Genomic DNA, 17,701 nt, shown 5'->3' with positions numbered 1-17,701 from the left:
CACAAGTGGTCGCGCCTTGCCGGACTATTCTGCATTCTCCTCCGCCTCGACCAGTGCGATCGCGCCCTCGTCCAAAAGCGCGCGGATGGCTGCAACGATCTGCGACATCGCATCTTCACTGTCGGATTGTTTGACCTTGCCACGTTCGGCCATTTCTTCCCGTAAGTTTTCCGCCATGCGAGAGGACATGTTGGCTAGGAAGAACTCGACCGTGGCGAGGTCATCGTCGCTATTGGCTCCGGCCAACGCCGTGATGAGAACGGGTTGATCCACACCGCGCAGAATCGCTGGAACATCGCGGGGTTGGATGCGCGAGGGCACATGCGAAAAGATGAAGATCGATTGCCGGACGGTATCCGCAAAATCGGCGTCTTCTTCGTCCAACGCGGTCAGCAAACCATTACGCGTCGCCGCGGCTGACTGGTTGAGGATCGCGCCCACACGCTCACCCGGCCCATCCCGAAAGGCGGGCTCGGGGCGTTGATCCAGCTGAGCGGCCAAGGACCATCCGATCCGCTCAACCGCCTCGGGCGTCACGTTGGCCGTTTTCGAGACTGCATAAGTTATCCGTCGCGCTGTGGGGCCGGGCAGGTGGCCCAACAACTGGGCAGCCTTGGCGGTTTCGAGTTTCGACAGCATAACGGCGGCGACTTCTGTGCTTTCAGCTTTGGCCATTTCGGCCAGATCTTCTGAGGGTACTTCGCGCAAACGCTGCCATGGGTCACCGATCTGCCTCACGCCAGCTACCTTGCGCAGCCGGGCGGCGGTGGCTGGGGCGATCTTGCCGTTCACCGCGTCCAGAGCACCGGCTAGCCCATGGGGAAATGCAAGCCCTACGCCATCCAGCGCATCGGCAAATTCCTGTGCGACGGCGGCCAACGTTACCCGGTCAACCAACCCCATCTGTCCAAGTTGGTGGGTAAGTTGTTCCTGCAGTGAATCGGGAAGCTCTTCCAACGGGATATCCGCCCCCTCGTTCAGCAGCAGCCGAACCACAACCGCCGCTTTCTCTCGGTTGCTGAGGGCGCGCGGCACAACACGTGGCGCATCATTGTCTTGTTCAACGACCGGGGTTTGCGTGCCCGGCGTCATCTGCACCATTAGGTTCGTGTCCTGCATCTGCCTGCAATGCCTCATTCGCGTTGCAGGCAGAATATAGAGAGTCGGGTAAAGAAACCCTGAAACTCAGTAGCTATATGTCAGCCCTGTTCTGATCGCTTCGCGCAGCGATGTCTCAGCCCATGTGCCTTCGCCACCACGCGCCTTGATCTCGCGCCATTGTGCGATGGCCAACTCGGTCTTGCCCTGGGTAACAAATCCCTGACCCATGTAGCTGCGGGCGAGGATGTTGTCGGGGTTGGATTCAATTGCTTTCTGGTAAAACGCGTCAGCCAGTTTCAGCTCACCCATCTTGCGATAGGTGAACCCCCAATAGGTCTGCACCCGATCATCATCTTGATCCATGATACGCAGAATGCCCTGAGCATTTTCGTACTGCCCGTCGTAAGCCAACTCGCGCAAGGCATCATACAGTTGGTCTTCGGTGAAATTTGTCTTGTTGGGTTTGACGCAGCGCCCGGCTGCCTCGTCATAGACGCGGCCAAACAGGCATTTCTTTGTGGTGTTGGTGGGCTTGGGCGGGCTGCTGTCCCCACCACCCGCAGCAATGGCCATGGGCGCGAAAGTAAAGGCCTGAAGAGCGATGGCCGAGGCTAGTACAAGACGCATTTTCCTACTCCGTTGTCAAAGAGACTTGTTACAATCATAGCTTGATCTTCAAAAAAGCTAACGATTGACTGATCGCTTTTATTCACAAGCAGGAAATAAAAATGTCAGCTATTGACGATTTTCATGCAGCTTTGGCTTTCGCTGTCCCAAATTGTGCCTTCAGCACAGGACTGGGTTTGCTTGGTGTTACCGTTACAGGCAAATCCGGCGGTGCCCGCACAGATAAGAGCAATTGCGCATAGAGCAGTTCGTAGCATCGAGTTTTCCTTTCGCGGAAACTGTGCCAACAGATTAACCGATTTTTGCCAATCTGGCAAAGACACAAGGCCCGGCTGCATTGAGCAAGCCGGGCCAAGTTTTTAGCACTGTTTGAGTTTGAATTATTCGCCGAATACGCGGGCGAAAATCGTTTCTACATGTTTGGTATGGTAGCCGAGATCGAATTTCTCTTCGATTTCTTTCGGGCTCAGCGCGGCGGTGACATCAGCGTCGGCCAACAGTTCCTCTTTGAAGTCGGTGCGATGCTCCCAGACTTTAAGTGCGTTGCGCTGAACCATGGCATAGGCATCCTCGCGGCTTACACCGGCTTGGGTCAACGCCAACAGCACTCGTTGGCTCATGACAAGACCGGGGAACTTGTTCATGTTCTCGATCATGTTCTCGGGGAAGATCAGCATCTTGTCGATTACACCGGTCAATCGCGCGAGTGCAAAGTCCAGCGTGATAGTGGCATCCGGCCCGATCATGCGTTCGACCGAGGAATGCGAGATATCGCGCTCGTGCCACAGCGCCACGTTCTCCATCGCCGGGATCACGGCCGCACGCACCATGCGCGCAAGACCGGTCAGGTTCTCGGTCAGGACCGGGTTCTTCTTGTGCGGCATCGCCGAGGAACCTTTCTGTCCCATCGAGAAGAACTCGGCACCTTCCAACACCTCTGTCCGCTGCATATGGCGGATTTCGATAGCGATGTTTTCGATGCTGCTGGCGATAACACCCAGTGTGGCGAAGAATGCGGCGTGACGGTCGCGGGGAATGACCTGCGTGCTGATCGGTTCAGGCACCAGACCCAGCTTGTCGCAGACATGCTCTTCAACCTGCGGGTCGATATTCGCAAACGTCCCGACCGCGCCGCTGATCGCTCCGGTGGCGATTTCCGCGCGGGCATCGCGCATCCGGGACAAGTTGCGGTCCATCTCGGCATAGAAGCGGGCAAAGGTCAGGCCCATCGTGGTGGGTTCGGCATGGATACCGTGGCTGCGACCGATGCGAACGGTGTCTTTGTGCTCGATCGCGCGGCGTTTCAGGGCAGCCAACAGACCTTCGAGGTCTGCAATCAGCAGGTCGGCGGCGCGGGTCAGTTGCACATTGAAGCAAGTGTCCAGTACGTCCGAGGAGGTCATGCCCTGATGCACGAAACGGGCTTCCTCGCTGCCCACATGTTCGGCCAGATGGGTCAAGAAGGCGATGACGTCGTGTTTGGTGACGGCCTCGATCTCGTCGATACGGGCGACATCAAACTCCACATCCTTGGCTTTCCACACGGCCTCGGCGTTTTCACGCGGGATCACGCCTAGATCGGCCATGGCGTCGCAGGCGTGCGCCTCGATCTCGTACCAAATGCGGAACTTGCTCTCGGGTGACCAGATGGCGACCATGTCGGGGCGTGAATAGCGGGGAATCATTGGCGGCAGCACCTTTTTATGATTGGGATGAGGCGTTGGCGCGGGGTTTAGCCGCGCATTGACCAAGGAACAAGGCGCGAGTGCTGGGATGAGACGGTTTGCCCTGATTTTATTGCTTTGGCCCGGATTTGTGGCCGCCGACGAGTTTCAGCAACTGACGGGTGATGAGATTCTGATGGCGCTTGCTGGCAAGAAGCTCGACTATGGCGAGGGGATCACCCAGACCTTCGATAGCAACATGCAAACGCAGTACTTTTCAGGTCGCCCAAGTTCGGGACGATGGGCTGTTCGTGATGATCGCTATTGCTCGGTCTGGCCGCCTTCGGATTTCTGGGCTTGTTATGATGTTGAGCAAAGCGGTGAAACCATCCGGTTTGTGGATGATTCAGGCAATACAACTGACGGAATCTATTTGAAGTGAGCCTGCCCAGAAATATTTATGATTTCCAGGGGGTTTGGGACCTAAGCCGCCTCATCCGGGACGAGCTTGCAGGCCAGATCATTCAGGCCGAGGGTAAGGCTGAGCTTCGGCAAGATACCCAAGGGTTGGTCTATGATGAGACGGTCACGCTGCGTGTTCCGGGGCAGCCTGCAATGACGGGAACGCGTCGATACCTTTGGCGCGACGCCGGTGATCGGATCGCTATCCATTTTGATGATGATCGGTTTTTTCACGCACTCAAACTTGGCCAAACCCGGGTCGAGGATCATCACGATTGCCCGCCAGACAGCTATGATGCAGACTATGATTTCTCAGGATGGCCGCGCTGGACAGTCCGCTGGACTGTATCAGGACCGCGAAAATCCTATGAAATGGAGACCAAATACGCGCTGCGATAGCGTAATCATCTTGCAGCAACGGCCCGGAACGGGCATTGCTGCATGTGCAAATAAGTCCGAATGTGGAGAAATGAGATGAACGCAAACGTACTGGCCAATGCTTTTGGCCCGCGTGAGGGGACGGCGCTGCGCGTCAAGCAGGTGGCTCTGGTTGCCCTGGGTATCGTTGCTCTGGCTGTTGCAGCCAAAATCAAAGTGCCGATGTGGCCGGTTCCGATCACCATGGGCACATTCGCCGTTCTGACCATCGGCACCGCTTATGGCGCGCGCCTTGGCCTGATCACGATGCTGGGTTACCTGCTGGTTGGTGCTCTGGGCTTTGACGTGTTTGCAGGGTCCTCGGCCGAAAAATACGGCCTGACCTACATGATGGGTGGCACCGGCGGCTATCTGGTCGGTTACCTGATGGCGACCATTCTGCTGGGCGCACTGGCCGCGCGCGGCTGGGACCGTTCGGTCGGCAAGTTGGCGCTGGCGCTGGTACTGGCCAACGTGCTGATCTACGTGCCGGGACTGCTGTGGTTGGGTCAGCTGTATGGCTGGGACAAGCCGATCCTGGAATGGGGTCTGACACCGTTCCTGCTGGGTGACGCGATCAAGCTGGCGCTGGCCGCTCTGCTGATCCCTGGCCTGTGGAAGCTGCTGGGCGACGCACGCACCTGATAGCGCGCTCTTGCGCAAGATACACCCGCGTTCGGAGCTTTCCGGACGCGGGTTTTTTATTGTCTGCAGAACAGGATACTGGACAAAGTCAAACTGCATGGGCAACCTGAGACCAGAAAACTGATCAGGTTATTGAGATATGCGTATTTTGTTAAGCTTGGTGCTTGCTGCAAGTGCCGTGACTTGGTTGGCTGTAACGCCTGTACAAGCCGACACACCGGTGACTTACACCGATGAAGGACGCGCGCTGTTCCGCTTTGAGGTTCCCGACTTTTGGGCATTGCGTACCGGTGGCCCGCGTGAAATCGAGGATACCAATCTGGGCGATGCCCGTGCGGTTTCGCGCGTCATGGGGATCAGACCGGTGACCGACGATAATGTCTGGATGGGCTTCGTCTCACCATCACGGGTTTCCAGCATTCAGGGCGGGGTGCGCTATCTTGAGGATATCGACAAATTCCTCGTCAAAGACCCGACCGTGACCAGCACCAGCAATACAAGGATTGGTGGGCGGCCAGCCCACGTTATTCGAGGCACCGGCAATCGGGATGGGCGAGGCGTAAACTTTACCGCCACCGTGATCGACCTGCCGCGTGACCGTGTTGCGATAGGGGTTGCGATCCTGCGTGACGGGGCCGACCCGTCTTATGTTGATGCCTTGAACGCCGTTTTCGCGTCGTTCCGGTCTTTGCAGTAAGGAGGCTCGGATGACTCGCAAACTGTTAAAACGGTCTGTTCTGGCGCTGGGGTTGGGTACTGCAACGTTTACATTGTCCGCCTGCGATGGCGTGTCCGTCGGGGTAGGGTATGGCGTTGGGTATGACCCGTTCTACGACTCGATGCTGTGGAATGATTACTACCACGACCGTAACGTGAATGTAGATGTTGACATAAACCGCCCAGACCGGCCCGACCGCCCCGATCGACCGGTTCGTCCGAACCCTCCACCGCGGCCAAAGCCACCGATCGCCAAACCGCCGTCGCGCCCGCATCCCCCGGTGGCGCGTCCTCCGACGGCACGGCCACCAATTCACCGACCCTCACCGAGGCGCCGTTAGAAAAAGGGGGCAAAAGCCCCCTTCAATCATTATCATAAGCTGACAAAGGTGGTTTTCAGTCCAGCAGCTCAGTCGTGATATGGGCCGAGCCTTCAAGGGTTCGGTGCACGGGACATTTATCTGCGATCTCCAATAGCTTAGCACGTTGCGCGGCATCCAGCGGCCCTTGTAGCCGTATCTTGCGGCGGAACTGATCGACCTTACCATCGCTGGCCAGTCCAGCGTCCTGGGCGTGTACCTTGTCGTGGCAGACATCGACGGTGATACCTGTCAGCGGCCATTTCTTGCGCCGCGCATACATGCGAATGGTCATCGAGGTACAGGCGCCCAATCCCGAGGACACAAATCCATAAGGGGACATGCCTCGGTCCGTTCCTCCGTACGAGGCGGGCTCGTCAGCGACCGCATGGTGGCGCGGGCCGGACTGGATGTCTTGCAGGAACCCTGCCGGGTCTGCCTCGGTTACGCGAACAACACCTTCCGGGGCGCCGGGTGGTGGGGCGGGCGGGCACAGTTTGACGTATCGCGACACCCAAGCCGCAATGACATCCGCCGCGTAATCCGCATCAGCGGCGCGTGTGATCAGATGGTCGGCATCGTCCAGCGTGACAAAACTTTTCGGATGCTTCGCAGCCAGAAAGATGGTGCTGGCGTTATCAATGCTAACCGTGTCATCGCGCGGTGCGTGCAGGATCAGAAGCGCTGCTTTCAAATCTGAAACGGCAGGGCTAAGCGCGGCCTCTGAAATGTCATCGACAAAAGCTTTGCCAATGCGGAACGGGCGACCGCCAAGCGAAACCTCTGCGCTGCCTTGCGCCTGAATCTCGGGCAGGGCGGCCTCGAAATGGTGTGATACGTGGCCCGGGTCAGCAGGCGCACCCAATGTGACGACCGCCTTGATCGACGGTATGCCAGCGCGTGCGCGCAGTACCGCAGCGCCGCCAAGTGAATGGCCAATAAGCAGGGCGGGGGCCATGTTGCGGCCGGACAGGTAGTGCGCTGCAGCGATCAGATCTTCGACATTTGAGGTGAATGTCGTATTCGCAAACTCTCCATCCGAGTGGCCAAGGCCTGTAAAATCAAACCTGAGCACGGCGATGCCCATCGCCGCCAAACGCGCCGAAATGCGCCGTGCGGCAGGTATGTCCTTAGAGCAGGTAAAGCAATGCGCAAACAAAGCCGTTGCCAGTACCGGCCCGTCCGGCAGATCAAGGCGCGCGGCCAATTGGCTGCCGTCGTGACCGGCGAAAGTAATGCGTTCGGTGGGCATGATGAATCCTTGGTGGTCCAGGTTTCGACAATACTGTGTGCTGTGTGCGGTTCTCTCAACCCCTGTGTCAGTGGCGTAACAGGAAGGTGAGGGGGTGGGACCACGTAGCCCTTGGCGCGTCGCATCAATGCATTGTTGGGGTTGGTATCTGAACAATCAAAAAATGTGATGATAATTCGGATAAACATTCATTTTACTTATTTATACTTGGACCCCAACTTGCAATCATCCTTCTTATCCAAAGCAGAGGTCAAAATGGCACATACAACATCTGCACCGCTAAGCCCGACACTCCACGCCGGAGTTCTGTTGGCAATTCTCGTGACTGGCGCAATTGGTTTTGCGCTGGGACAAAGCTGGCCGCTGACGAATACGTCTGAGGACACGCCAACTCTCACAGCGCCTGAGGATTGGCACGGTAATGTCAGACGGTCCCACTGGTCAAACTAGGCGATAGCGCTTAGCCAGACCCCATCAACTGTGCGTCGAACGGATACTTCGTGAGGTTTTCATAGCCGTCTTCGGTGATCAGCACCTGATCTTCCAGCTTGATCGAGAAATCGCCGCCAACCTCGCCAACTGCCGCTTCGACGCACAACACCATTCCGGGTTCAAGTGGATAATCATAGGATCCCTCGACCGCCTTGTCGGGATAGGCTACCAAGGGCCATTCATCGCACAATCCAACTCCATGCATCAGGCAGCCGTATTTCTGTGCCTGAAACTTGTCATCCAGCCGATGGGCATTCGCAGTTAGTTCCGGGATCATGACGCCGGGCTTCAGCATTTCCATATTGGTCATGATATGCTCATGCGCGTGCTGCATGGCATAGATCATGTCGGGGCGCGGTTTTTGATCGCCGATCCACCAGGTTCGTGAGATGTCGACGCAAATGCCGTAAGACCCGATCAGGTCGGTATCGAACGCGATGATTTCATTTTGCCGCGTGATGCGCGGGCCGCATTCCTGAAACCAGGGATTGGTGCGCTGGCCCGAGGCAAGCAAGCGGGTCTCGATCCATTCACCACCGCGCCGGATGTTTTCAGCATGTAGCACTGCCCAAATGTCATCCTCGGATGTCTTCCCGTCTCCGACATTGACACGTGCGAAGCGCTCCATTTCGGCCACTGCGGTCTCGCAGGCGTGGCTGGCGCAGCGCATGGCGAGGATTTCGTCTGGGCCTTTGATGGCACGGGTTTTCTCGGTAAGCTCTTCGCCCTCCATCACCTCGAACCCCTGAGCCTCAAGCGCGCGCAGGCCGTGCAGCATGATCTTGTCGACACCCAGCCGCATGTTGCCGCCGCCGTGTTCTTCGATCAGGGCGCGCACCTCGTTTGAGAACACATCTGCGGCAACGTCAATCTTGTCGCCCCGGTCGAAATAGAACAGATCGGCGCCCGAGCGCTGCTCGCGCACCAGCGGGTTGAATTTCGACAAGAACGGAGAGTTCTTGTAGTCCCAGATCACCATATACCCGTCAGCGCAAACCAAAACGGCCCGGAACGGGTTATGGGTATTCCAGAGCTGCATGTTGGTGCTGTCAGTCGCATAGCGGATATTCAGGGGGTCAAACAGCAGGATCCCGCCCCAATCGCGCTGCACGATGGCCTGAGTGAGGCGTTTCCAGCGGTATTTACGCATCTGTTCTAGATTGGGCAGGCTAAGCCCGGCAGCGGCCCATTCGTCAAAGGCAAGCTGTGTCGGTCCGATCTCGATCCTGTCATTGTCGTTCGGTGTCCCGTCCCCGAGTGTGGCGCCCCGGGTCGGGTCAATCTTACGGGTGTCACGATATGGTGTGTTCACGGTTGGACCTTTCTGCTTGCCTGACCAACCTGCAAATCCAGATGCGCTGCGTCTTCTAGGTTTGCGACCGTCTTCTGGTCGCTTTTTGACCGACAGCGCCAGAGCAGGGTGCTATGCCTCGACTATGACCGTGATACTACAGCAAGCCATTCCCTATGATCCACTCGCCCAAAACCCGCTGCCTGGCATTAAGCCTGCGGACCCCAGGGCCTGGTTGCATCGCGACGATGCGTTTTCTGCCCAGATGCAACGACGCGCCGCGCTGTTGGCGCAGCAAAAACCGGACGTCTTGGCGCAAAGCCCCGAGGCGTTGGCACCCGCGCAGGAGTTGCTGGAACTGGTCATTCAGCAAGTTTATCCGAATGTCTCCGATCACGTTGTGCGGCCCGACGGTGTACGGGTTGAGGTTGACCGGGAATGCCCGTTGGAAACGCTATGCCATTTGGTGCAAGAGGATTTCTGCATTCTGCAGAAACACGATGACGAGCATGTTTTGACTGGCGCGATCCTGTGCTTTCCTGCAAGCTGGATGCTGTCGGAAAAGTTCATGCGCCCGTTGATTGGGATCCATGAACCGGTTGATGCCTACGACGCCAATATTGCCCGCAGAGTTCAACGATTGTTTGACGGCATTCAGCCCAACCGGCCACTCTGGCGGTTCAATGCGCTTTGGTACAATGATGCCGAATTGTTCCAACCGCGTAGTCTCATGCAGCGACGCACACCGCGGGATGAAAATTCGGCCCGATATCTGCGTAGTGAACGTCAGACTCTCTTGCGTTTACCTGAGACAAACGCAGTGGTGTTCGCGATCCACACTTATGTAATGGCCGCTGATCAGGTCCTTAAAATGGAAAACCCCGCCTGACGGCGGGGCCTCCAAGGAGGGTCTTGGGTAATTTGATTACATGCCAATCGCGCTGGCGACCTCGGCAAAAGCATTCGTAGCGTTCAGGCCAAAAATCGCTGTGGTAAAAGCCAGAACCTGAGTGTTGAGGCGGAAATCCTCACCCCGGATCAGATTGACTGCTGCCAGGGATATGGCAATCGGTGTCGATATGCTTGCCACAGCACCAGTCATGCCCCAGCTGGTCAGTCGCAGAATATCGCTTGGGCGTTCCGTTTCGTCCTCGGACTGGTGAATGTTGCCGGCGGGCAGGGGAGCATCAGCCTCGGTCCGGAAGGCGATACTGAGCAGTTGGTCGTCACTTAGCTTGATCGGACGCGGCTTGGCGTGTTTGGTCTGTGTATTTTCCGCATCAGGATCGGGCAGATCGAGCCCCGCAAATGGGCCGCTGACTGCTTCGAATATCTGCTTTCGGTTCCGGGCGTTGCGCGGCGCAATTGAATCAAAGGCACTCATGAATTGTTCGATGGTCAGAACCGTTTTGGGCGACAACCATTCGACACGACGGGTCGTGCAGATGTCGACCATTCGGTACAGGATCACCACAAGCATCAACTCGGATATTTCACTGTCATCGAGCAGTTTTGACACCGGACAAATCGAGATCGTCAGCCGGTTTCCCGGCAGCGTAACCGCAGCACGCGGCATAGTTTTGAGACCAGCGGTTCGATCCATCCGCTCATGGTGGTTGTGATCTACTTGGGTTGGTTCCGAGTCCAATGTCAGACGCACGAGATATTGGCTGCTGACGATACTGGCCTCCGATGCGCTAAGAAGCGTCTTGCGCTCGACCAGATGGCCATAGTCACCCAGCGTCGTCGAGACGACCTCGCACAGACGCTCAAGCGCGCCATCTGCCGACCCGTCAAACTGGAGGCCACCGTGGTAACTATGCTTTGCAGTCACAGCATGTTCCTTTGCTGTCATAATCTTCACAACAAATTAACAGGCGAAATGGCGCAAATTTTGACCAAAATGGAAAAAAGTCGAAATATTCCAAGATTGATTACGCTTTGGAAACCAAGAAAATCGGGGTTTCCTTAAATCTATGTGGCAACAATGTGGCCGAATTCAGGTGCTCTGACGTCAAGCCTATGACTGCCCTAGTTGTCGATTCGCGCCGCCATGATTGCAATGGATTGCTGGTAGACCGAGGCCGCATTCCATTGCTGTATGACAGCAAAATTCGGCTCTCCGGGTTGATAGCCGCGACCGGGCTTCCACCCTTTCTTACGTAGAAAATTCGCGGTCGAGGCAAGCGCGTCGGTCATGTTATAAAAATCGACCCGACCATCGCCCGTGGCGTCCACACCATAGGTCAGGGCGTTGCCGGGCAGAAACTGCGTATGCCCCAGCTCGCCATGTTTTGCCCCTTTTGTCGCCATCGTAAGGGTTCCTTGGTCAACCAGTTTTAAGGCGCCGATAGCGTGCGGGATGAAGAATTCGGACCGGCGACAATCATAGGCTAATGTCGTGATTGCGGAAACAACCTGACTATCGCCCATGAAACCTCCAAAGCCGGTTTCCATGCCGTGAATGGCAATCAGCACACCCGCCGGTACGCCATACTGACGCTCGAGCGCGGCGTAAAATTGCGGATTGCGGGCTTTGCGCTTGCGCCCTTGTGCGACGATGGTGTTTGCTCCGCGCACCTGCATGAATTTGTCCAATGAGTATTTAAAGCTCTTCTGATTGCGATCCGCGGCAATCGTACGTGTTGCATATTGCGTCTGCGCGAGCGCCTGCAAACCTTTCTTTTTCACACCTGCCCGTTTGGCGGTTTTGGTAAAGTCGGCTTTCCAGGCCTCAAACCCGCTGCTGGTATTCCCACAAGGGGCGGATAGTGCCACCGAGGGCAGAAGGAACGCGAGTGCAGCGTAAAGGCGAAGACGATGCATAGAGGAAATCCGAGTGCTGAAAAAACTACGCTCAGCCTAAGCCGAGTTCGACCTACCGCAAAGTGCTTTAATAGAGATCAAGCTCGTCTGTGCCTTTCAGGGATTCGAACCATTCATCCGGGGTTTTGTCGATCTTGGCATGTTTGACCATCATCGCGTTCATATTTGGCAGACTGGATGAGTCCGGCCATTCATCGGGTTGCCACAGGTTTGATCGAATGATGCATTTGGGACAGTGCGCAAAGACGGTTTCGACATGGATCAACAGGGCCAGCTTGGGCACGCGTCCACCGACGGCCATGTTTGAAAGAAGTTCGGGATCTGCGCTAATTCTCGCGGATCCCCGCAGGCGCAGAGTTTCCAATTTTCCGGGGACAAAGAATATCACGCTGACGCGCTGATCTTTCAGCACATTATGAAACGTATCCACGCGCTTGTTCCCAGGCCGGTCCGGGATCGCAATCATCGAGTTCGAGAGCACCTGCACAAACCCCGCAGGATCGCCACGAGGCGAAATATCGAGATGCCCATCGGGATTGGCCGAAGCGATCAGACAGAACGAGGACATGCCGATGAAGTCTCGACACATCTCATCAAGTGCAGGCAATTCCTTTGCAATGATCTGCGGCAAGGGTTGCCCGCAAGTGCGTTCCAGATCTTTTTCCGAGGTTACAAGTCCTGAATACTCAGAAAAGGGATTGTCGCTTGCGGGCATGTGCTCTCTCCGCCTGATGTTGAGCTCAAATTTTGAAAGATCATCATCGATCCGTCAAATCTCGCGGAGATACAGAAAAGGGGCGCCCGATGGGCGCCCCCTGAGAATTTTCGTCGAAAATTCTTAATCAGCAGCTGTAGTACATGCCGTACTCAACCGGGTGAGGTGTGTGCTCGTAGGTTTCTACCTCTTCCATCTTCAGCGCGATGTAGCCGTCGATCTGGTCTTTGGTGAACACGTCGCCTTGCAGCAGGAAGTCGTGATCAGATGCCAGCGCTTCCAGAGCTTCGCGCAGGCTGCCGCAGACGGTCGGGATGTCGGCCAGTTCTTCGGCAGGAAGATCGTACAGGTTCTTGTCCATGGCTTCGCCCGGATCGATCTTGTTCTTGATGCCGTCCAGACCGGCCATCAGCAGCGCGGCGAACGCCAGATAGGGGTTTGCGGCCGGATCGGGGAAGCGGGCCTCGACGCGCTTGGCTTTCGGGCTTTCGGTCCACGGAATACGCACGCAGCCAGAACGGTTGCGGGCCGAATAGGCGCGCAAGACGGGGGCTTCGAACCCTGGGATCAGACGCTTGTAGCTGTTGGTTGCCGGGTTGGTGAAGGCGTTCAGCGTTTTGGCGTGTTTCAGGATGCCGCCGATGAAGTACAGCGCCTCATCAGACAGGTCGGCGTATTTGTCGCCCGCGAACAGCGGCTTGCCGTCTTTCCAGATCGACATGTTCACGTGCATGCCGGTGCCGTTGTCACCTGCGATTGGCTTCGGCATGAAGGTCGCCGATTTGCCATAGGCATGTGCAACGTTGTGGATCACGTACTTGTACTTCTGCAGCTCATCGGCCTGCTTGGTCAGGCTGTCGAAGATCAGGCCCAGTTCGTGCTGACACGATGCAACCTCGTGGTGGTGCTTGTCGACCTTCATGCCCAGACGCTTCATTGTCGACAGCATTTCCGAGCGCAGGTCCTGCGCTTCGTCAACGGGGTTTACGGGGAAGTAACCACCTTTGACGCCCGGACGATGGCCCATGTTGCCCATCTCGTATTCGGTGTCGGTGTTCCACGATGCATCAGTAGCATCAACTTCGTAGGATACCTTGTTGATACTGTTCGAGAAACGAACGTCATCAAAGAGGAAAAATTCGGCCTCAGGACCCATATAGGCCACATCACCAATACCGGAAGCCTTCAGGTACGCTTCGGCTTTCTGAGCGGTGCCTCGCGGGTCACGTTCATAGGCTTCACCAGTGTCAGGCTCCACAACCGAGCAGTGCAGGCAGATGGTCTTTTCCGCATAGAACGGATCGACATAGGCGCTGTCGGTGTCGGGCATCAGTTTCATGTCGGAAGCTTCAATCGACTTCCAGCCCGCGATGGACGAACCGTCGAACATAAAGCCCTCTTCCAGGAAGTCCTCATCGACCTGATCGGACATGATGGTGACGTGCTGAAGTTTGCCACGCGGGTCGGTAAAGCGGATGTCGACGTATTCGGCGTCTTCATCACGGATCAGCTGAAGAACTGCGTCCTTGCTCATACTATTTGTTCCTCTGATTTGAAGATTGCTGTGTTACAGGGCTTCCGAACCGGTTTCGCCGGTGCGGATACGAATGGCTTGTTCGATAGGTGAGACAAAGATTTTTCCGTCCCCGATCTTGTCGGTCTTTGCGGCGCTAACGATGGCTTCGATCGCTGCGTCAACCTGATCATCATCCAGCACGACCTCGACCTTTACCTTGGGTAGAAAGTCGACAACATATTCTGCGCCGCGATAAAGTTCGGTGTGACCTTTCTGGCGACCAAAGCCTTTCACCTCGACCACGCTGAGGCCCTGGACTCCCACGTCCTGCAGCGCCTCTTTCACTTCGTCCAGTTTGAACGGCTTGATGATCGCTTCGATCTTTTTCATTCCGGCTCACCTTGTATGGTTGTCTCGATGGCAATGATCACGTCTAAGATCAGGCGGCAATGGAACTGCGAATATGGTCGCCTTGTGGTGCTGCGAAATCGTGCAACGGGTTAAATTTTGATCGATGTGCACAAAATGTAATCAGAATTGAATCGCGTGAGGGCGCAATATGGCAGAGTTGCTGACAGCGGCACGGATGCGGACGATCGAAAAGTCCGCGATTGAGTCCGGTGACGTGAGCGGACTGGAGCTGATGGAGCGGGCGGGGCGCGGTGTTCTTCAAGCCGTATTTGAAGAATGGCCAGAGCTGCAGCGGGGGCCAGCCCCCGCACCCCCGAGGTATTTGGGGTCAGATGAAGAGGATCCGCTGCGTGCGGTAGTTCTTTGCGGGCCAGGAAATAACGGGGGGGATGGATTTGTTGTTGCACGCTTGCTGCGGGAGCGCGGCTGGGAGGTGGCGGCATTTCTTCTTGGTGATCCGGCGAAGCTGCCACCAGATGCGCGTGTGAATCATGACAGGTGGGGCGAATTGGGGGAGGTTCACCCATTTTCCGAAGTGTTTGCCGCGCATCAAGGGGCTGACCTTTATGTCGATGCGTTATTCGGGACGGGCTTACAGCGACCGCTTGAGGGTGATGTTCTAAAATGGGCAGAAATGACTGCCTCGGATCCAGCCATCGCCGAAAAGACAGTATCCGTTGATATGCCGTCTGGCCTGTGTTCCGATAGTGGGCGTGAGCTGGCCCCGGGGACCGCGACGGTTCAGGCCAGGCTCACGGTATCGTTTCATACTGCAAAGCTGGGGCATTATCTGGGGCTAGGGCCGGTCAGAAGTGGCCGATTGGTCGTCAAGGACATTGGTTTGGAGGAGGGAGTTCAGGGTGCGGTCAAACTGGTGACCGCCCCGGATGCTGATTTTTCGAAGGCAACTGCCTTACACAAATATGCGCATGGGCATGCCTTAATTATTAGCGGAGGTGCGGGGGCAACCGGCGCAGCAAGGCTGGCGGCACGTGGTGCATTACGCATCGGGGCCGGATTGGTGACGCTGGGTGTTCCACCCTCGGCTCAGATGGAGGTTGCCAGTCACATCACTGCGCTGATGCTGCAGCGGGTCCAGAGCGGCGATGATCTGTTGGAAGTCCTGATGGATGCGCGGTTGAATGCACTATGCCTCGGTCCTGGTTTGGGGCTGGCGCGTGCGCAGGAGCTGGTTCCTGCGGCGCTGGCCTCGGGGCGTCCCGCGTTGCTGGACGCGGATGCTTTGACGGCTTTTGCTGATGCGCCAGAGGTGCTGTTGGACATGCTCCATGACAGATGTGTTCTGACACCGCACGGGGGCGAGTTTGCGCGATTGTTCCCGGAGATCACCGAAAAGCTCTCGGTCAAGCCGGGCAGAGGGCCGGCTTATTCCAAAGTGGATGCCGTGCGTGAGGCGGCCAAGCAGGCTGGCTGTGTAGTACTATACAAGGGCCCTGACACGGTGATTGCTGCACCGGATGGGCAATGTGCGATCAATGCGGCGCTGTTTGACCGGGCGGCGCCCTGGCTGGCGACAGCAGGGTCGGGCGATGTGCTTGCCGGGTTCATAACGGGACTACTGGCGCGGAGCTTCAACCCGATGGCTGCAGCCAAGGCCGCAGCTTGGTTACATGTGGAATGCGCCAGGCAATTTGGGCCGGGGTTGATTGCTGAAGATCTGCCGGAACAAGTGCCAGCGGTATTCGCACGGCTTGAAATCAATGGGTCATAGGCAAATATTGGCCGATCGCGGGTCAAAGCGGCAATGTTTCGCCTTAAGATTTACCTGTGCGCATAACGGGTGTTTGCAAGCTGCAACACGCAGCGCAAGAATTGTCTTGCAGGTTAGCTGGGTGCTGCTTTCGAACTAGGTCAAAATATTGATTATAAAACGCTTTCCCTGAAGGTCCCCGCCTCCGCCTGTGGCAGAAATGCAATGCCGGGCTAATAAGCTTTAGCAATCATTGGAACCGTTAATCCAGGTGCGCATATCGGCAATATCAAAAAAACTGACCCATCTATGGTGAATGACATGACAGTGAATTTTAAGCTGACTTCGATAGCAGCGGCGCTTGTCGCAACAACGGCAATCCCCGCCGCCGCCGAACTGAAATACGAAAACAACACGGGCGGTTATGTCCTGCTTTATGGTCAGTTGCACCCGGCCTTAATCTCGGTTGACGACGGTGAAGAGACCGAAACGCGCGTTCTGGACAATGACCTGTCAAACAGCCGCGTCGGTTTGGAACTGTTGCAGCCCTTCGGCAACAACGATTTCACCTTCCGTTTTGAAACCGGGCTTGGTCTGCCGAGCTCGAGCGAGTGGAACCAGCTGGGCACAGATTTCAGCGGCTGGACGCGTGAAGATATCCGTCACGCGGATTTCGCACTTGCCGGTGACTGGGGTAAATTCTCGGCCGGTCAGGGCAGCATGGTGGCCGATGGCGCTGCCGAAGTGGATCTGTCTTACGTCGGAACCGCGCTGTATTCCTTTACCAACGATGAAAATGGCGGGTTCTTCTATCGCGGTACTGACGGTTTTCTGAGCGACATCACCGTTGGCGATTCCAGCAGCAACTTTGACGGTGCGCGCCGTGGCCGCGTTCGGTATGACACGCCGGAGTTCAGCGGTTTTAAGGCCGGCATCGCCTATGGTCAGAACATTCTGTCCAGCAGCGATGACGATGACTATTACGATATCGGCCTTCGCTATAACAACACCTTCGGCGGCGGGGTTGAATTTGCAGCGGCGGTTGCATACTCGGTGCGTTCGGCTGACGATGGTTCGGGGGACCGCAAGGATACGATCGGGTCGGCCTCGGTTATGCTGCAAAACGGCCTGAGCTTCACCGTAGCCGCCGGTACGCGGGACAATGACGCGGATGGTGCGTCTGACCCGAACTACTTCTACGGCAAGATTGCCTATGAGGATCAGTGGGTATCCTGGGGTAAAACCGGTATCGGGATCGACTATTACTCGGGTTCGGACTTCGTAAATGACGGCTCCAGCACTGATGCTTGGGGCATCGCTCTTGTTCAGCGTATCGACAGCATCAATACAGATGCATATCTGAAATACCGCAATCACGATTTCGAAGATGGCGCTTCGTTCGACAACAATGAGGCGTGGGTGCTGGGAGCCCGCTGGAGGTTCTGATTTCTCAGCTTTCGATGATCGAACGCCCCGGCCTGTGCCGGGGCGTTTT

General features: G+C 56.5%; 19 protein-coding genes. 9 read left to right on the top strand and 10 right to left on the bottom strand.

Translation table 11 applies throughout. The features are described from left to right. Window positions 1–24: 24 nt before the first annotated feature. The 3 genes from AC1DFB_RS08580 to purB form a co-directional block, all read right to left on the bottom strand. Entirely contained in the window at window positions 25–1,101 is a 1,077-nt protein-coding gene (locus AC1DFB_RS08580) for a flagellar motor switch protein FliG (protein ID WP_480760272.1), read from the bottom strand. 84 nt (window positions 1,102–1,185) lie between these two features. Further along, window positions 1,186–1,728, bottom strand: coding sequence for a hypothetical protein (locus tag AC1DFB_RS08575; RefSeq protein WP_480561339.1), 543 nt, complete (start codon window positions 1,726–1,728; stop codon window positions 1,186–1,188). Window positions 1,729–2,108: 380 nt separating this feature from the next. Next, window positions 2,109–3,413: an adenylosuccinate lyase gene (gene purB, locus AC1DFB_RS08570; RefSeq protein ID WP_170612398.1), complete on the bottom strand. Its 1,305-nt coding sequence runs from the start codon at window positions 3,411–3,413 to the stop codon at window positions 2,109–2,111. An 88-nt stretch (window positions 3,414–3,501) separates the two neighbouring features. Here purB and AC1DFB_RS08565 point away from each other — a divergent pair, with 88 nt between their 5' ends. The 5 genes from AC1DFB_RS08565 (at window position 3,502) to AC1DFB_RS08545 (ending at window position 5,974) form a co-directional block, all read left to right on the top strand. Then, window positions 3,502–3,834, top strand: coding sequence for a hypothetical protein (locus AC1DFB_RS08565; protein WP_170396412.1), 333 nt, complete (start codon window positions 3,502–3,504; stop codon window positions 3,832–3,834). Further along, entirely contained in the window at window positions 3,831–4,253 is a 423-nt protein-coding gene (locus AC1DFB_RS08560; RefSeq protein WP_480922515.1) for a DUF6314 family protein, read from the top strand. Before AC1DFB_RS08565 ends, AC1DFB_RS08560 begins: the two co-directional genes overlap by 4 nt. Window positions 4,254–4,328: 75 nt before the next feature. Beyond that, window positions 4,329–4,916 (top strand): biotin transporter BioY, encoded by a 588-nt coding sequence (locus AC1DFB_RS08555; protein ID WP_170396416.1) that lies wholly within the window; start codon window positions 4,329–4,331, stop codon window positions 4,914–4,916. 139 nt (window positions 4,917–5,055) lie between these two features. Next, window positions 5,056–5,613 (top strand): hypothetical protein, encoded by a 558-nt coding sequence (locus AC1DFB_RS08550; RefSeq protein ID WP_480922514.1) that lies wholly within the window; start codon window positions 5,056–5,058, stop codon window positions 5,611–5,613. 10 nt (window positions 5,614–5,623) lie between these two features. Continuing rightward, window positions 5,624–5,974 carry a hypothetical protein gene (locus tag AC1DFB_RS08545; protein ID WP_170403183.1) on the top strand — a complete coding sequence of 117 codons (351 nt, stop codon included), beginning with the start codon at window positions 5,624–5,626 and terminating at the stop codon, window positions 5,972–5,974. 55 nt (window positions 5,975–6,029) lie between these two features. Here the strand turns inward: AC1DFB_RS08545 and AC1DFB_RS08540 are convergent, their stop codons facing one another. After that, window positions 6,030–7,244: a bifunctional alpha/beta hydrolase/OsmC family protein gene (locus AC1DFB_RS08540; RefSeq protein ID WP_170403180.1), complete on the bottom strand. Its 1,215-nt coding sequence runs from the start codon at window positions 7,242–7,244 to the stop codon at window positions 6,030–6,032. A 255-nt stretch (window positions 7,245–7,499) separates the two neighbouring features. Here AC1DFB_RS08540 and AC1DFB_RS08535 point away from each other — a divergent pair, with 255 nt between their 5' ends. Continuing rightward, window positions 7,500–7,694 carry a hypothetical protein gene (locus AC1DFB_RS08535; protein ID WP_170396424.1) on the top strand — a complete coding sequence of 65 codons (195 nt, stop codon included), beginning with the start codon at window positions 7,500–7,502 and terminating at the stop codon, window positions 7,692–7,694. A gap of 10 nt (window positions 7,695–7,704) precedes the next feature. Here AC1DFB_RS08535 and dddP read toward each other — a convergent pair whose 3' ends face one another. After that, on the bottom strand, window positions 7,705–9,048 hold the full coding sequence (gene dddP / locus AC1DFB_RS08530; RefSeq protein WP_170422254.1) for a dimethylsulfonioproprionate lyase DddP: 1,344 nt from the start codon (window positions 9,046–9,048) through the stop codon (window positions 7,705–7,707). A gap of 124 nt (window positions 9,049–9,172) precedes the next feature. Here dddP and AC1DFB_RS08525 point away from each other — a divergent pair, with 124 nt between their 5' ends. After that, window positions 9,173–9,916, top strand: a complete 744-nt coding sequence (locus tag AC1DFB_RS08525; protein WP_170422252.1) for a heme-dependent oxidative N-demethylase family protein — start codon at window positions 9,173–9,175, stop codon at window positions 9,914–9,916. 36 nt (window positions 9,917–9,952) lie between these two features. Here the strand turns inward: AC1DFB_RS08525 and AC1DFB_RS08520 are convergent, their stop codons facing one another. From AC1DFB_RS08520 to AC1DFB_RS08500, 5 genes are all read right to left on the bottom strand, one after another. Continuing rightward, window positions 9,953–10,861 (bottom strand): hypothetical protein, encoded by a 909-nt coding sequence (locus AC1DFB_RS08520; protein ID WP_480438669.1) that lies wholly within the window; start codon window positions 10,859–10,861, stop codon window positions 9,953–9,955. A 197-nt stretch (window positions 10,862–11,058) separates the two neighbouring features. Further along, window positions 11,059–11,853, bottom strand: coding sequence for a lytic murein transglycosylase (locus tag AC1DFB_RS08515; protein WP_480922513.1), 795 nt, complete (start codon window positions 11,851–11,853; stop codon window positions 11,059–11,061). A gap of 67 nt (window positions 11,854–11,920) precedes the next feature. Beyond that, window positions 11,921–12,568 carry an MSMEG_1061 family FMN-dependent PPOX-type flavoprotein gene (locus tag AC1DFB_RS08510; RefSeq protein ID WP_480922512.1) on the bottom strand — a complete coding sequence of 216 codons (648 nt, stop codon included), beginning with the start codon at window positions 12,566–12,568 and terminating at the stop codon, window positions 11,921–11,923. 127 nt (window positions 12,569–12,695) lie between these two features. Continuing rightward, complete coding sequence (glnA, locus tag AC1DFB_RS08505) at window positions 12,696–14,102, bottom strand: type I glutamate--ammonia ligase (protein ID WP_170396436.1); 1,407 nt, start codon at window positions 14,100–14,102, stop codon at window positions 12,696–12,698. Window positions 14,103–14,135: 33 nt separating this feature from the next. After that, entirely contained in the window at window positions 14,136–14,474 is a 339-nt protein-coding gene (locus AC1DFB_RS08500; protein ID WP_170396438.1) for a P-II family nitrogen regulator, read from the bottom strand. 169 nt (window positions 14,475–14,643) lie between these two features. Between AC1DFB_RS08500 and AC1DFB_RS08495 the strand changes: the two genes are divergently transcribed. Both AC1DFB_RS08495 and AC1DFB_RS08490 read left to right on the top strand, forming a co-directional pair. Continuing rightward, window positions 14,644–16,227, top strand: coding sequence for an NAD(P)H-hydrate dehydratase (locus AC1DFB_RS08495; RefSeq protein ID WP_480922511.1), 1,584 nt, complete (start codon window positions 14,644–14,646; stop codon window positions 16,225–16,227). Window positions 16,228–16,527: 300 nt separating this feature from the next. Continuing rightward, window positions 16,528–17,652, top strand: a complete 1,125-nt coding sequence (locus AC1DFB_RS08490) for a porin (RefSeq protein ID WP_480922510.1) — start codon at window positions 16,528–16,530, stop codon at window positions 17,650–17,652. Window positions 17,653–17,701 lie beyond the last annotated feature (49 nt).

It is taken from the genome of Ruegeria sp. S84, assembly GCF_056583445.1.
Note: the sequence above shows the minus strand (reverse complement) of the source record. Positions and strands in the feature narration are given on the sequence as shown.

Coding starts and splice junctions, on each gene's coding strand:
- AC1DFB_RS08580 (WP_480760272.1), bottom strand. CDS start 1,101: ATGGTGCAGATGACGCCGGGCACGCAAACCCCGGTCGTTGAACAAGAC.
- AC1DFB_RS08575 (WP_480561339.1), bottom strand. CDS start 1,728: ATGCGTCTTGTACTAGCCTCGGCCATCGCTCTTCAGGCCTTTACTTTC.
- purB (WP_170612398.1), bottom strand. CDS start 3,413: ATGATTCCCCGCTATTCACGCCCCGACATGGTCGCCATCTGGTCACCC.
- AC1DFB_RS08565 (WP_170396412.1), top strand. CDS start 3,502: ATGAGACGGTTTGCCCTGATTTTATTGCTTTGGCCCGGATTTGTGGCC.
- AC1DFB_RS08555 (WP_170396416.1), top strand. CDS start 4,329: ATGAACGCAAACGTACTGGCCAATGCTTTTGGCCCGCGTGAGGGGACG.
- AC1DFB_RS08550 (WP_480922514.1), top strand. CDS start 5,056: ATGCGTATTTTGTTAAGCTTGGTGCTTGCTGCAAGTGCCGTGACTTGG.
- AC1DFB_RS08545 (WP_170403183.1), top strand. CDS start 5,624: ATGACTCGCAAACTGTTAAAACGGTCTGTTCTGGCGCTGGGGTTGGGT.
- AC1DFB_RS08540 (WP_170403180.1), bottom strand. CDS start 7,244: ATGCCCACCGAACGCATTACTTTCGCCGGTCACGACGGCAGCCAATTG.
- AC1DFB_RS08535 (WP_170396424.1), top strand. CDS start 7,500: ATGGCACATACAACATCTGCACCGCTAAGCCCGACACTCCACGCCGGA.
- AC1DFB_RS08525 (WP_170422252.1), top strand. CDS start 9,173: ATGACCGTGATACTACAGCAAGCCATTCCCTATGATCCACTCGCCCAA.
- AC1DFB_RS08515 (WP_480922513.1), bottom strand. CDS start 11,853: ATGCATCGTCTTCGCCTTTACGCTGCACTCGCGTTCCTTCTGCCCTCG.
- AC1DFB_RS08510 (WP_480922512.1), bottom strand. CDS start 12,568: ATGCCCGCAAGCGACAATCCCTTTTCTGAGTATTCAGGACTTGTAACC.
- glnA (WP_170396436.1), bottom strand. CDS start 14,102: ATGAGCAAGGACGCAGTTCTTCAGCTGATCCGTGATGAAGACGCCGAA.
- AC1DFB_RS08500 (WP_170396438.1), bottom strand. CDS start 14,474: ATGAAAAAGATCGAAGCGATCATCAAGCCGTTCAAACTGGACGAAGTG.
- AC1DFB_RS08495 (WP_480922511.1), top strand. CDS start 14,644: ATGGCAGAGTTGCTGACAGCGGCACGGATGCGGACGATCGAAAAGTCC.
- AC1DFB_RS08490 (WP_480922510.1), top strand. CDS start 16,528: ATGACAGTGAATTTTAAGCTGACTTCGATAGCAGCGGCGCTTGTCGCA.